10 protein-coding genes are annotated in these 14,054 nt (G+C 36.6%); 1 reads left to right on the top strand and 9 read right to left on the bottom strand.

Going from position 1 to position 14,054, the window contains the following annotated elements; all coding sequences use genetic code 11:
- Positions 1 to 312 precede the first annotated feature (312 nt).
- From ACN0U3_RS08380 to ACN0U3_RS08340, 9 genes are all read right to left on the bottom strand, one after another.
- On the bottom strand, positions 313 to 885 hold the full coding sequence (locus ACN0U3_RS08380; RefSeq protein ID WP_299205786.1) for a sugar O-acetyltransferase: 573 nt from the start codon (positions 883 to 885) through the stop codon (positions 313 to 315).
- Between the two features lie 24 nt (positions 886 to 909).
- Positions 910 to 1,602: an RluA family pseudouridine synthase gene (locus ACN0U3_RS08375; protein ID WP_417265846.1), complete on the bottom strand. Its 693-nt coding sequence runs from the start codon at positions 1,600 to 1,602 to the stop codon at positions 910 to 912.
- 2 nt (positions 1,603 to 1,604) lie between these two features.
- Positions 1,605 to 2,420, bottom strand: coding sequence for a 3-methyl-2-oxobutanoate hydroxymethyltransferase (gene panB / locus ACN0U3_RS08370; protein ID WP_299205789.1), 816 nt, complete (start codon positions 2,418 to 2,420; stop codon positions 1,605 to 1,607).
- Between the two features lie 184 nt (positions 2,421 to 2,604).
- Positions 2,605 to 3,102, bottom strand: coding sequence for a transposase (locus tag ACN0U3_RS08365; RefSeq protein WP_417265845.1), 498 nt, complete (start codon positions 3,100 to 3,102; stop codon positions 2,605 to 2,607).
- 294 nt (positions 3,103 to 3,396) lie between these two features.
- Positions 3,397 to 4,305, bottom strand: coding sequence for a bifunctional metallophosphatase/5'-nucleotidase (locus ACN0U3_RS08360; protein WP_417265844.1), 909 nt, complete (start codon positions 4,303 to 4,305; stop codon positions 3,397 to 3,399).
- Between the two features lies 1 nt (position 4,306).
- The gene (locus tag ACN0U3_RS08355) at positions 4,307 to 5,017 is read right to left on the bottom strand and encodes a 5'-nucleotidase C-terminal domain-containing protein (RefSeq protein WP_417265843.1); all 711 of its coding nucleotides are present in this window, start codon (positions 5,015 to 5,017) and stop codon (positions 4,307 to 4,309) included.
- Between the two features lie 15 nt (positions 5,018 to 5,032).
- Positions 5,033 to 7,327, bottom strand: a complete 2,295-nt coding sequence (locus tag ACN0U3_RS08350) for an endonuclease (RefSeq protein WP_417265842.1) — start codon at positions 7,325 to 7,327, stop codon at positions 5,033 to 5,035.
- Between the two features lie 20 nt (positions 7,328 to 7,347).
- Positions 7,348 to 10,074, bottom strand: coding sequence for a TonB-dependent receptor (locus ACN0U3_RS08345; RefSeq protein ID WP_417265841.1), 2,727 nt, complete (start codon positions 10,072 to 10,074; stop codon positions 7,348 to 7,350).
- A gap of 63 nt (positions 10,075 to 10,137) precedes the next feature.
- On the bottom strand, positions 10,138 to 11,151 hold the full coding sequence (locus ACN0U3_RS08340) for a lamin tail domain-containing protein (protein WP_417265840.1): 1,014 nt from the start codon (positions 11,149 to 11,151) through the stop codon (positions 10,138 to 10,140).
- Positions 11,152 to 11,706: 555 nt separating this feature from the next.
- Between ACN0U3_RS08340 and ACN0U3_RS08335 the strand changes: the two genes are divergently transcribed.
- Complete coding sequence (locus ACN0U3_RS08335; RefSeq protein ID WP_417265839.1) at positions 11,707 to 13,899, top strand: S9 family peptidase; 2,193 nt, start codon at positions 11,707 to 11,709, stop codon at positions 13,897 to 13,899.
- Positions 13,900 to 14,054 lie beyond the last annotated feature (155 nt).

Raw genomic sequence — 14,054 nt, 5'->3', positions numbered from 1 at the left:
CAACAGAATTAGAGTCGTTGGCAAGGAAATCTAAGTGTTTAGAATAGCTTCTCTTGTGTTTGGTAGGCACAAATATCCTCCCTCTGTATCTCCCTCCAAAGGGAGAGTTGCTCCGAGTCAATACTTTAAGGTAATTGAATCAAATTAAAGCGTTGACCGAATAAGCCTTAGAAGATCTCGATTAACAAATCTAAAAGAGATCCCTCCATCTTGGATTTTCGAGATGACTTCTGATGGAGAATCATGCAGGAAAAAAAGGGGCGAAATGAATAAAACGGATTTCCAATTACCATTCATCACGAATCACCTATTTTACAATTGTCTTTGCACTTCACATGGATTTCCAAAGGCTAAACAATTATCTGGGATATCTTTTGTTACCACACTACCTGCTCCTATTGTAACATTATCTCCAACACTTATGCCTGGTAGAAGTATGGTATTTCCTCCAATCCAAACATTATCTCCAACTTTAACGGGTTTACTTGAAGTAAGATAAGAAGATGTATTTCCTTGATGAATTATTCTCTCTGAAGATTTTAAAGGATGAGTTGCGGTATAGATTTGAACATGCGGACCAATTAAACCATTTTTTCCGATGCTTATTTTATTATTGTCTAAAAAAACACAATTCATATTGACAAAAGTATTTTCTCCAATTGAAATGTTCTCACCATAATCACAGAAAAACGGTGCTTCTATCCAAACGCCTTCCCCTTTAAATTCAAAAAGATTATTTAAAATTCTTTCTCGTTCTTGCGTAGATTCAGCATCGAGGTTGTTATAATCTTTGAGAAGCTTCCTTGCATTATGATAAACTTTCAATAATTCCGGATCTCTGGAATTATAGTTTTTTCCATTGAGCATTTTCTCCTTTTCAGTCATCGATTTTATTTTAAGAGCTATTGACTAATTCTTTTGCCTCACTTCCTTCTCAAACCACTTCCATAGCGGCTCATTCGGAACATTTGCAGTAATTTCAATCGGTTCTTTTTTCACAGGATGAATGAAGTTCACACTTCTTGCGTGTAATGAAATACTCCCCTCTTTATTGGATCGCTTTGCGCCATACTTCACATCACCTTTGATGATGCAGCCAATATTTGACAGTTGTGTTCTAATTTGATGGTGACGACCTGTTTTTGGACGCACCTCCAACAAGAAATAACGATCACTTTGAGCAATCAATCGATAATCCAGTTCAGCTTCCTTTGCCTCTGGCGTTCCTTTCTTTACAGAGTAACTTTTGTTTTGATCTTTGTTCTTCCGTAAATAATCCAACAAATTTCCCTGTGGATTTTTAGGTTTAGTTTCAACAATAGCCCAATAGACCTTCTGAACTTCTTGTTTTTTGAACAATTCATTCATTCGAGAAAGTGCTTTACTCGTTTTAGAGAAAATTACTAACCCAGAAGTCGGGCGGTCTAATCGGTGTATAACACCACAAAAGACGTTGCCCTCCTTCTTATATTTTTCGGCTAGCCAACGTTTAATCTTTTCAGGTAACGGTTCATCTCCTGTCTTATCGCCTTGGGTAATATCACCCGAAGCTTTATTTACAGCGATTAAATGGTTGTCCTCATAAATAACGTCAATTGCCATTTTTAGTATTGTTCTTCTTTATTTGGGAAATCTCCAGAACGCACATCACTAATGTAGCTTTTCACTGCTGTAGTCATCTCGTCAAATAGGTTATGGTACTTACGTAAGAAACGTGGATTAAACTCATTGTTAATACCCAACATATCATGAACTACCAATACTTGACCATCAACACCTCCTCCGGCACCAATTCCAATGATTGGAATATTCACTTCTTTAGCAACTCTTGCTGCTAATTCTGCTGGAATTTTTTCTAAAACGATAGAGAAACAACCTGCAGCTTCTAACGCTTTTGCGTCTTCAATTAAACGATTTGCTTCTTCTTCTTGTTTTGCTCTTACTACGTAAGTTCCAAATTTATAGATTGACTGTGGGGTAAGTCCTAAATGTCCCATTACTGGAATTCCAGCCGTAAGAATCCTCTGGATTGATTCAAGAATCTCTTGTCCTCCTTCCATTTTCACGGCGTGACCTCCAGATTCTTTCATAATTCGAATAGCTGTTGAAAGTGCTTCTTTCGAATTTCCTTGATAAGAACCAAAAGGCATATCAACAACAACCAATGCTCTTTCTACTGCGCGAACTACAGAAGCCGCATGATAAATCATTTGGTCCAATGTAATGGGCAATGTTGTTTCGTGACCTGCCATCACATTGGATGCAGAATCTCCTACTAGAATAACGTCGATTCCAGCACCATCAATGATTTTAGCCATTGAAAAATCATACCCGGTTAACATCGAAATCTTCTCGTTGTTATCCTTCATTTCTTGTAACACATGAGTGGTTACACGTTTTACATTCTTATGTACAGACATAATCAATTTATTTTAAATACAAATGTACAAGAACTAATCTGAATGAGTGCTGAAAATTGATAATTTTCAGCACTCATTCAGATTAGTAGGGAGAGGTTATTCTAGAAAATCTTCAATTTTCAAGAATAAGGAGAGGCACAATAGAAAACTTTAAGTTTTCTGTTGTGAGGGAGAGAATACATTATCAATACTTCCAGTCTCTAACATTGTTAATAATATAGTTCTTAACGTTGATTAAGTGTTGCTCATCTCTTATTACTTGGTCATTGAAGCTGTTATGCCAAACACCCTTTTCATTACCTAGTTTTAAAGATTTATTTTTGCTTGTAACAGCACCTTTAAACCCTCTAACTATTGCTGATAAGGTTTGAGATGGTGCTTTATACTCTCCAGGAACATTGCTTTTATTTTCAGAATAGCATATTTCCACAAGTGCATGGAAATGATTTGGCATCACAACATATTCGTGAAGTTTAACATTTTTCCTTATTTCTCGGGTAAACTCCCATTCCTCTGCAATGATTTCCCCAAGTTTATTTGGATACATTTTTCCATTCTTGATGGTTCCAAAAAGCCAAAGATGCTTTCGTGCATCAATAGTGATGAAGTAATAGCCAATTGATGCGTAATCATGGCCTTTTAAACGAAGACTTTTTCGATTTGGTAATTTAGGTTTTTTCATAATATTTTGATTTAGAAATATTAAGATAGTGAAAAATATAAATTAGAAATTTGTTTTTAGGTTAAAAAAAATTGATGTTATTAAAATTAAGATGAGCATTGGCAAAAGGCGGTTGCAAACTTTGAGGACGGTTGCAAACCGTCCGTACCAAAGCTCATTGAAATTGCATTTATGCAATTTAGGTGAAGTGTTTTTGCTCCTTGCGCTTTGGCGAAAGTCGTGAGAGTGGTATGGACGGTTTGTAACCGTCCGCCCCAACTCGTCCGAAAATTGCATTTGTGTAATTTAAAAACCCTAAACCAAAACCAATTCATGACGTTTGTGTTTTTTCTTCTCTCCTAGATAAAAGTCTATCCTGCCCAATGCCAGTCCTGCCCAACCGACCTGGTTAATTAAAACTTTCTCACCTCGTTTGTTGAGATGGACTTCTGGTTTGGGCAAAAAAGTATGGGTATGTCCACCGATGATTAAATCAATGTTTTCTGTTTCTGCAGCAAGTAATTGATCATTGTCATTAAACTGTTTGGGTTTATATCCTAGATGGGATAAGCAAATCACTAAATCACAATCCTCTTCAAAGCGAAGGTGTTTAGCTATTCTGTTGGCTATCGGAATAGGTTCTTGAAAAACGGTGTCTTGATAACTGGCTTTTGCCACAAGTCCTTCAAGGGCCACTCCTAATCCAAATACGCCTATTTTGAATGGACCTTTTTCAAATATCTGGTACTCTTTGGTGACACCTTTCATATCTGTGTTAGAAAAGTCATAATTCGAACAGACAAATGGAAAATCACCATATTGATAAGCATTTAAAAAGCCCTCAATTCCGGCATCAAAATCATGATTTCCCATGGTGGCACAGTCATACCCCATTTGTGTCATCAATTTCATTTCTAATTCGCCGTGAAATTTATTGAAATAAGGTGTACCTTGAAAAATATCTCCAGCATCAAAGAGCAATACATTCTTCTCTGTTTTGCGGATTTCTTTTAATATGGCGTACCTCCTTGCTACACCACCTTGATTGGGGTAGCGTGCATGAGTAGAAGGAAAAGTTTCGATGTTTGAATGTGTATCGTTGGTATGCAGAATGGTGATTTTCTCCATCAATTCAGGTTTCTTTGGATAGCTCAACAAGTTTGGACTAATTGCTAACCCTGCTCCAACGACTAAACTTTTTTGTAAAAATATTCGACGTTCCATTTTACCATTTTATACGGTGATCCAAAACAGGGCGAAGTGTATCTATCGCTTCCACCCTTTTAATTAATGCTTCACGCAGGAAGATTCCAGTGTTATTTCTTTCGTAACTTCTCGTGAAGAAGCTCATATTATCACCTCCATTCGCAAGATAATCAGTAGTGATAACATACAATGTATCATTCCGTGATAAATCTTCTGGTCCATCAATATGCGCACCATGAATTCGAAATCCACCGATGGGTTCTCCTCCTGAGTTTTTCAAATATTTAACGATAGAATCCAACTCATTCACCGGTAGTTTTGCTAAAACAATAGTATTGTCAAAGGGCATTAACTTATAAATATCACCTACAGTTATATTTCCTTTTGAGATGGGCGCTCTTAATCCACCATGGTTCATTATTGAGATGTAGTGTTGATCTTTTAACCATCCACTTTCACGCAGGTAGTTTTCGGTTTCATCAATGACAAAATTCCCTAAAGCGCCTTCTGGACGATCACGCAACAAGTCACCAGTGGCATAACCAATAACCCTATCCATATTTGCAGAAAGTTCTTTTCTATAAGGTTCTATAAATGCCTGCAGACTATCATCTGGAGTTACATTAGTGTCGATGTCAACTTTATCGGTTTGGACAAACACAGAAGCAGAAGAGCAGGCCAAAAGACCTGCTCCTACTATTGTAATCCATAAAACTTGTAAAATTTTCATGGTTTATTTCATCTATTACTGAACAACAATTCTTTTGACTAAGTTACCTCTTTCAGTATTAATATTCAACAAATATGTCCCTGCATTGAAATTTGTCACATCTACTTCTACATATTGAGTTGAAGAAGAGAACGTTCCCACAGTTCTTCCTGTCATGTCTTTTACATCAATTGAATTAATTTCTACTCCATTCAACTGCACATAAACGATTTCCTTGCTTGGATTAGGGAAAACAGACAGGTTATTGTCTACAAACTCATTTGTTAACCCAAGCCCTTCACATCCTTCTGTGTTATAGTTCATTGTGTGAAAATCTACATAACAAACAAAATCAACACTATCCACATATGGATTTCTGTTGTTTTGAATACTATAAATCAACTCATTCCTTGCAATTTCATAATTGTCTGGTAAATCTTGGAAATGCCAATCTTTCAACACTTCTTGATTTTGGTTTGAAGGAATTGCCCAGTTGTGTCCAGTTCCATTCGTACCATTGTATGCAGTAGCCATGTAGAAAACTGTTCTTGCTGCATTCCCTTTATTTTTATCCGTTGGTTCGTAAACCATTGCACCGTTTGCATCTTTACCTCTTTTTCCTTCAAGGTATTCAAACAATACTTCTTCAACTACTCCAAAAGGGAGGTTACTACGAGGTTGATTCGCTTCATTTTGATTAATTGGGTACAAGTTATGGTAATCAATATACTCATCCTCTTCTTGACCATACGTTGAATTTGCTGGGAAAGTTGGGAACCAAGAATGGGGGTAAGTATGCTCACGAGAATACCCTGTTGCTGTCCAATCAAATGCTCCTGAGAATACTTTTCTCTCAGCAGAGTAACAACATACTACGTAACTATCACCACCAATTGTATCCATTACCTCAAAACCATCCATCATTAAACCTTTGTACATGAAGTATGAACTTGTTGTATGTGGGTTAATCAAAGCAGTTAATTCGTCAATCAAGTTAGGACTTGTAGATGAGATTCCAGCATAATAGTTTCCGATTTGTTCTCCACCTGACATTTGATTTCCTGTTAAAACTTCCGCTTGATTATAATCAATGTAATTATCATAACCGTTATAAGCATAAACTGCAAAGTGATAGTCAATATTTGCACGAATTCCACGTGGATTAAATGCAACACCATCTCCAACATAAGCTACCTTTGCATCACCTACCATATCTCCTCTTAAATAAGACTGTCCATCAGTCGGTGCTGTAGTTGGCGCACTCCCTTGTTTCCAAACAACCAAATAACCTTCAGCATCTGTAGAAGGCGTGTAAGATACTCCCATTCCATAAGCTTCTACATTAGAAAAAGCAATCGCAGAAGCACCAACTGTAGGCTCTGTTGCTAATTCATCAGTTCCAATACCATAAATATTCAATGTAAAAACGGACACATCTGGATCATCAGATTCAATCGTTAAAACTGAAATTCTAGAACCTGTTGTTGAAGCTGTAAAATCAATCGTTCCTGTTTGATTAGCTCCACCTGCAATAGCTCCGGCACTTACGGTTGTTGAGAAGTCTGCAGCAGCTGCACCTCCAAAACTGATATTTGAAACAGTCAGGTCATTGATTCCAATGTTTTTCAATTCCATTGTTGTCGAAGCTGCAGTTCCAATATGAACTGTCGAACCATCAAGTAAGGGAGTACCATCAACAAGAACTTCAATTTTCTTGTCTGGTGCAGTGTATCCAAAAATATCATTCATATCACGTGGCAACAACTGGTAAGTTCCGTTGTACTCACTCAATAAACCAACAATGGTTTGAGCACCACTAGGGATAGCTTGTCCAACCAAAGACGATCCATTATTTACACGAATTGTCCCGTTGTTTGCACCGTCGGTAAACGTATAGTTCGTTCCACCAGCAAAGTTTCCTCCACTTGAGAATGATACGTTATCTATTCTTACCAAACGTCCTTCATACGTTTCACCAAGGTCAACAATATTAATGTTCCAAGCAGGTACTTCAGTTCCTGCTCCATGGTTAACTAAGTTAGAAATTGGATCAACTTCTAGCAATCCACTAAAGTCTTTTAGCTTTCCAGACACGGTAACGGAGTCACCTCTATTCACACCGCCAACTTCATTAAATCCGTAAACTGGAATCCCTCCTGTTTCATCTTGAATATAGCGAATAGAACCACCAAGTTCACCACCATCAGAAGCCACACCTGTAATAGTTACATCAGCACCAACAGGATAATTTCGAGCATCGGAAATGTCGTTTTGTCCAAACAATGTGGTCATTGAGAACAAAGCTCCGATAAGTAAAAATTTATTTTTCATTTATTTATAATTATCAATTATTAAAATTCAAATCCTAATGAGAAATTCACACGAATTCCTTGACCAAAGAATACACCTGAAGAAGCGGCATCGAAAGCACTTCCGTTTTGGTTATTTCTAGCATCAGAAATATACATAGTATTCAATGCATTAAACACATTACCTCTTAAAACAAGGCTAGATTTTTCAAATTTAAATCTGTATCCTGCGTGGAAAGACAACACTCCGTAAGAAGGGATTTGCCAAGATTCTTTTCCACCATTCCCACTAGAAACACTCAAAGAGAATGGGTCAAAATCACTAAAATAACGATCGAAATAAGTATATCCAGCTTTAACATATAAACGTGGTATTGGCTCATAACGGATAGCAGCGGCATAAGTACTTTGTGCAGCATCACCAACGTGAACTCCTCGTGCATCAAACTCAAATATTTGACCTACAACATCAATTTGTTCAGACGATTGCCATGTCCAATCTCCTAATGAAACCATTCCTTCAATCGCAAGATTTTTAAAGATTTTATATACTCCATCAAATTCGATTCCCATGTGTAAAGCATCCATTCCATTTACGTTTGCCTTTACAAATTCAGTTGGGTCATTTGGATCTGGTACAGAAACACCAAAAGGAAATGGTTTATTTTCCCAATACGTAAAGTATCCATTCACATTGGCACTGAATTTTTTAGATCTATAACCATAACCTGCTTCAAAAGCCATGATGTTCTCATTCAAAATCTCTTCAAAAAACTTATTGTCAGTGTTGTCAATTACGTTACTGAACTGTGGAGTTCTTGACAAATATCCTGCATTTACAAACACATTCATTCTTTCCGTAATGTTGAAGTTAGCACCAGCTTTGGCTGTAAAACCAGCTAACCATTTCCAATCTGTTTGGTTGTATTGTAAACTTGGATGATTTGGGTGATAATATTCACCATCGTATTTTACTACATCTTGACCTCCAATATACAACACAGTATCTTCCAAGTGAATTTCTCTTTTTTGGTGGTAATCAATTCCTTTATAACCATTAACAACAGTTGATAAGTTCATAAATGCAGACCATCTCCCTTTTGAGTATTCCACTTGACCGAAAGCGCCAGCCCATTGCACTAGTGCATCACGGTGATTGTGGTATGGCTGCCATCCAACTTTATCTCCTTCAACTTTCATGTTTGAAATACCATTTTGGTCTTGAGAATTAATCCAGTAATTTCCTCCCAGTAAGTCACGCAACTCTGTGTAGTGTTCCCCTTTATAATAACGGTAATCTAAACCTCCTGAAACCTCCCAAAACTCATTGATCTTATAATCAAACTGAGAAACTCCACCTATCCACATATGATTGTTCACTGCAGCTGTAACAACTTGAGATGATTTCAATAAGGTTGGGTGGTGCGCAGGGTCAACCGTTGGATACATTGTTCCAAACAGTTTATATTCTTGATTATTGGCAATAATTCTATCCCAATCTACATGTCCTTCTTGGTCATAAATAATCCCCCCTGAGTTTCTCAAACGTTCTCCTCCACCTCTACCGATAGAGATATAGGCCATATTAGAAATGGATAGTTTATTATTAACTTTCCAGAAATCTTTAAGTGTAATTTGCGGTTTATGGTAGTAGTTTCTTCTTTCCGCTCTTGAAACTCGATTTCCATTTTGGTCTGTGTAATATCCAAAGTGTTGATTGTGTTGAATTCCGTTATCAATATTTGGAGAACCTTCTGGAACATCTACTCCTAGGTCTCTAGCATAATCTGCATCCCAATACTGAATTGGTTGGTTGTATGAACGCTGGGCATGTTCTTGTGGCGCACCAAATCCGCTCAAAGAAATCAAGTGATTTCCCACACGTTTTTGAATTTTCAAATAATAGAATGCACCACGTGTACTTAAACCATCAACCCATCCGTCTCCTTGTTTGTATGAACCAGAGAACAAAATTCCCCATCCATTTTTCAATTGTCCAGATTTATAAGATAAAGATGTTCTTAGGAAGTTTCCTGTTCCATATTCTTGATTCACTTTAATCTTACGTTTACCTCCAGTTGGATCAGTAATAATATTCATTGTTCCTCCAACAGAAGGCATTGCTAATTTGGTTGCTCCTAATCCACGTTGAACTTGAATTTGATTGGTAATTTGGTCTAAACCAAACCAGTTACTCCAGTAAACCCAACCGTTCTCCATGTCATTGACAGGAACTCCGTCAATCATTACACCAATATTTCTTTGGTTAAATCCACGGATACTGATTCGTGCATCACCATCTCCACCTCCTTGCTGTGTTGCATGAACACCTGGCGTTGAATTCAACACCATTGGAAGTTCTTGTGAACCCAATTCTTCTGTAATTTGCTTTGCTGAAATTCGACTTACGGCAACAGGAGTCTTTCTGTCTACCGCCAATTGACCAATAACTTCAACTTCTTCCATTTCTTGAGTATCTCCCATAGCGAAGTCTTTAGTTACAGTAGGCGCATTAATTGTGACCTTTGTAATTAAAGTATCGTATGAAAACATGGAAACTTTCACTTCGTACTCTCCATAAGGAAGATTTTTAATTGTATAGAATCCATCAATATCAGCTTTTGACCTGTATTCATCTGAAATATAGATGTAGGCACCAATAATTGGTTCGTTGGTAGAATGATCGGTGATTTTTCCTTTTAGTGTTCCATTTTGAGCAAAAGCAACCATTGGAATTAGGAAAGCGAGGAGTATAATTTTATTTATCACAACTGAAAAGTATTGATATGAAAAAGGGGAGCTTTTAAACTCCCCTAATTAATTTATGTTTTACTATTTAACAATTACACGACGTGATGTTACCACTCCGCTTGCTGTCTTAATATTTACAAGATATACACCTGGGTTTTCTCCAATGTTAATTGATTGGATTCCCGCATTGTTTTCTTGAGCAAAAACTTTTTGACCTACAGCACTGTATACCTCAACGTTTACAATATTGCTTTCAGATGCAAAGTTAAACTCACCATTTGTAGATGGGTTAGGATAAATTGATAAGTTGATCATTGACTCAGTATTTACAGCCAATTCACCACACTCACAATCGTGAATTCCTAATGAAGCCCAGTTTCCTTCGATACGAGGATTACCGTTTCCGTCTAACACGGGATCACCATTTTCATCTAACATTGGAATAACCGCTGGAATAGTATCCCATTCTGCCAAGGCATCAAACAATGCCGGGTTTGCTGTTACACCACTTTTAACTGTAGCTTTACGAATCAAAGAATGATCTGTTGTTAAAACAACACCAACTCCAACGAATGGACTTTCGTTTGTCCAACCATCATATTCGCCTCCAACATCTGGGTTTTCACCAATCTTTCCGAATAAATCGATCAATTGAGTTGTTCCCTCGTCTAAATCAGCCAAAGTTCCTTTTTCAAGTGTAACAGCGTCGTTACCGTTAAAGTACATTGCTTTTGAAACATTGTAATTAGGACAGTAAAAACCATCTGCTTTTGCCTGTAAAGAATCCCAAACTGGAGCTTCTTGACCAGTTCCGTTTGGATCTGTTTTGTCAATCACTGCAACATAAACGTCATTCGGCGCAATTGTTCCTGACAACTGAACTGCAGATTCCGCACCAGCGAAAGTTGAACCGTTCGAGTAACGAACAATGATGTAATCACTTAAATCGATCGCTTGATCTGTTGGGTTATAAATTTCCAGTGCTTTGTTGTTTGACCAACCTTCTACATATTCGGAAATAAACAATTCTGAACAGTCTTGAGCACTGATACTAGCGCTTAAAAGTAGTCCTAGAGAAAGTAAAACTTTTTTCATAATTATTATATTTATTTGAGAGATTTTACGAGCGAATAAAAAACAATAAAGTTGTGAGTTTGAATAAACTTATATGAATACAACTTTTCTACACTATCGTTTCTTTTTTTAATTCTATTAAAATGTGGTTTCAGCTACTTATATTGCATCAAGGAGAACACACTCTAATTTTCGTTACAAAATTAAGGCTTTTTATTGAATCTAATATTACTGAATTATTAACAATTTTTATTTTTAACTACTTTTTCGATCAGATATGACAATTTAGAATTCATTTTTCTAATTATCAGCATATTTACCAAGGCCCTAATACAGGCTTTAACAGCATTATTCTCAAAGACTACCTTATATTTTTTATGCTTAAAGCAACTCAATATGTTAAATCTTAAAACTGTTGAAAAAAAAAATTGATAAAGCTATTTTTAAAAGCCTACTCAATTATTTTTTTATTCCAAACACTCCTTTTAACACAATCTATTTCAACACTCCTTCCTTAATGTAATATCTTTCACCTCTAATTTTTCTATTATCTTCGCAAAAAAAGAAGTTTAGATCATGAAAAACATCACATTCACATTGCTCCTTGTTGCATTGACTCACTTCATTGCAAACACTCAAGAAACTCAGAACATTCAATCATTAAGTGTAGAAAACATCTGGAAACAATATCAGTTCTTTGGTCAAAGCGTTGAAGGATTCAGATCCATGAAAGATGGTGAACATTATACACGTTTTAAACTTTTCAATGGACAGAAGTCGATTATGAAGTATGCATTTAAGGACATCAATGGAGAACCAACCGTACTTTTAGACGGAAAAGCACTTGTTTATAACGGAAAAAAACTAAATGTTGATGGCTATGAATTTAACGAAGATGAAAGCAAGCTACTCCTTACAGTTAATCGCAAAAGCAGATACAGGAGAAGTTTCTTTGCAGAGTATTTTCTTTATGATTTAAACACAAACACACTTGCTCCACTTGATTCTGAAAGAAAACCACAAACCTTAGCATCTTATTCACCAGATGGAAAAAAAGTAGCCTACATTTTTGAAAATAATCTCTACATTAAAGACATTGCTTCTGGAAAAGTCACTGCCCTGACTAAAGATGGTGAACAAAATAAAATCATTAACGGAACAACCGATTGGGTTTATGAAGAAGAATTCGCGTATGTTAAAGCCTACGAATGGTCCCCAAACAGCGAATACCTCGCCTACTTACGTTTTGACGAAAGCGAAGTAAAAGAATTCACAATGATGTATTTCCACGACCTATATCCTAGTCCTTATACATTCAAATACCCTAAAACAGGAGAGGACAACTCTAAGGTTTGCTTAAAAATAGCCAAGATCTCCAATGGAAAGACCAAAGCCATTGATCTGGGAAGTTATGAATACATTCCACGCATAAAATTTTCGACTAAAGAAAACAAATTGATGGCCTTAACATTGAACCGTCATCAAAACCATCTAAAATACCACTGGATTGATGTCTTGGACAAAAAAATGACCTCAAAAGTTGTTTACGAAGAAAAGGACGAAGCTTATGTTGAGATTGATGACAATCTTTACTTCTTAAACGACGGAAAGCACTTCATTCGAACAAGTGAAAAAGACGGTTATAACCACATTTACAAAATAGGAATTGATGGATCTAGTCAACAAATTTCGAAAGGAAATTGGGATGTCATTGAATTCAAAGGAGTCAACGAGGAAACCAGTGTACTCTATTACACCTCTGCCGAAGAAGGTCCGCAGTACAGCGCATTGTACTCCATTCACCTTGACGGAACCAACAAAGACAAGATTAGCGACAATAAAGGAAGTAATAACGTTACTTTTTCACAAGGAATGAAGTACTATGTTAACAATTGGTCCAACATCAACACGCCAAACGTTTATTCACTTCACACCGCAGATGGAGACTTGTTAAAGACACTAGAGTCCAATGAAGCTTTAAAACAAAGACTGATTGATTATGATTTTCAACCCAAGCAGTTCATCACATTAAAAGGTGCAGCAGAAGACCTAAACGGATGGATTTTATATCCACCACACTTTGACAGCACAAAACAATACCCTGTTTACTTTAACATTTATGGAGGTCCAGGTTCGAACATGGTTGAAGACGCCTATGATGGAGGTAACGGAGCTTATCATCAACTTTTAGCACAGAAAGGCTACATCGTCATCAGCTTTGATCCAAGAGGAACCATGTACCGTGGTGCAAAATTTAAAAAGTCTACCTATTTACAATTAGGAAAACTCGAAACAGAAGACGCCATTGCCGTTGCCCAAGAAGTAAAATCATGGGATTTTGTGGACGGTGAAAGGATTGGAATTATGGGATGGAGTTATGGAGGTTACATGGCTTCATTAGCCATTACCAAAGGTGCCAATGAATTTAAAATGGCCATAGCTGTAGCACCAGTTACCAGTTGGAGATACTATGACAACATTTACACCGAACGCTTTATGAGAACTCCTCAAGAAAACGCTTCTGGTTACGATGACAACTCTCCGATTAATCATGTAGATAAGTTAAAAGGAAACTATCTTCTCATTCATGGAGGTGGAGACGACAATGTACATGTTCAAAACGCAATGGAAATGATAGATGCTTTAGTTGCAGCAGACAAAGACTTCGATCTATTTATCTACCCCAATAAAAACCATGGCATTTATGGTGGAAACACAAGAAATCATTTATTTAGAATGATGTTAGACTATACGATAGAGAATTTGTAAATTATTTTCGTAGGGGAATTGATAAATTATTCTCTGAAAATTAAATAATTGCAAACATTTTATTGAAATAGTTGTTTTAACAATGAAAGAACTGCCAAAAAATGTTAGAATAAACGAAAGATTTAATTAACTTAGGCAGCCGAATTAAAAAGTAT

The organism is Brumimicrobium sp., assembly GCF_048268645.1.
Classification (GTDB): domain Bacteria; phylum Bacteroidota; class Bacteroidia; order Flavobacteriales_D; family Crocinitomicaceae; genus Brumimicrobium; species Brumimicrobium ulvae.
Note: the sequence above shows the minus strand (reverse complement) of the source record. Positions and strands in the feature narration are given on the sequence as shown.

What these genes read in the sequence shown, in the direction of transcription:
- ACN0U3_RS08375 (WP_417265846.1), bottom strand. Translation starts at nt 1,602, where the DNA reads ATGGCAATTGACGTTATTTATGAGGACAACCATTTAATCGCTGTAAAT.
- ACN0U3_RS08340 (WP_417265840.1), bottom strand. Translation starts at nt 11,151, where the DNA reads ATGAAAAAAGTTTTACTTTCTCTAGGACTACTTTTAAGCGCTAGTATC.
- panB (WP_299205789.1), bottom strand. Translation starts at nt 2,420, where the DNA reads ATGTCTGTACATAAGAATGTAAAACGTGTAACCACTCATGTGTTACAA.
- ACN0U3_RS08360 (WP_417265844.1), bottom strand. Translation starts at nt 4,305, where the DNA reads ATGGAACGTCGAATATTTTTACAAAAAAGTTTAGTCGTTGGAGCAGGG.
- ACN0U3_RS08355 (WP_417265843.1), bottom strand. Translation starts at nt 5,017, where the DNA reads ATGAAAATTTTACAAGTTTTATGGATTACAATAGTAGGAGCAGGTCTT.
- ACN0U3_RS08365 (WP_417265845.1), bottom strand. Translation starts at nt 3,102, where the DNA reads ATGAAAAAACCTAAATTACCAAATCGAAAAAGTCTTCGTTTAAAAGGC.
- ACN0U3_RS08350 (WP_417265842.1), bottom strand. Translation starts at nt 7,327, where the DNA reads ATGAAAAATAAATTTTTACTTATCGGAGCTTTGTTCTCAATGACCACA.
- ACN0U3_RS08380 (WP_299205786.1), bottom strand. Translation starts at nt 885, where the DNA reads ATGACTGAAAAGGAGAAAATGCTCAATGGAAAAAACTATAATTCCAGA.
- ACN0U3_RS08335 (WP_417265839.1), top strand. Translation starts at nt 11,707, where the DNA reads ATGAAAAACATCACATTCACATTGCTCCTTGTTGCATTGACTCACTTC.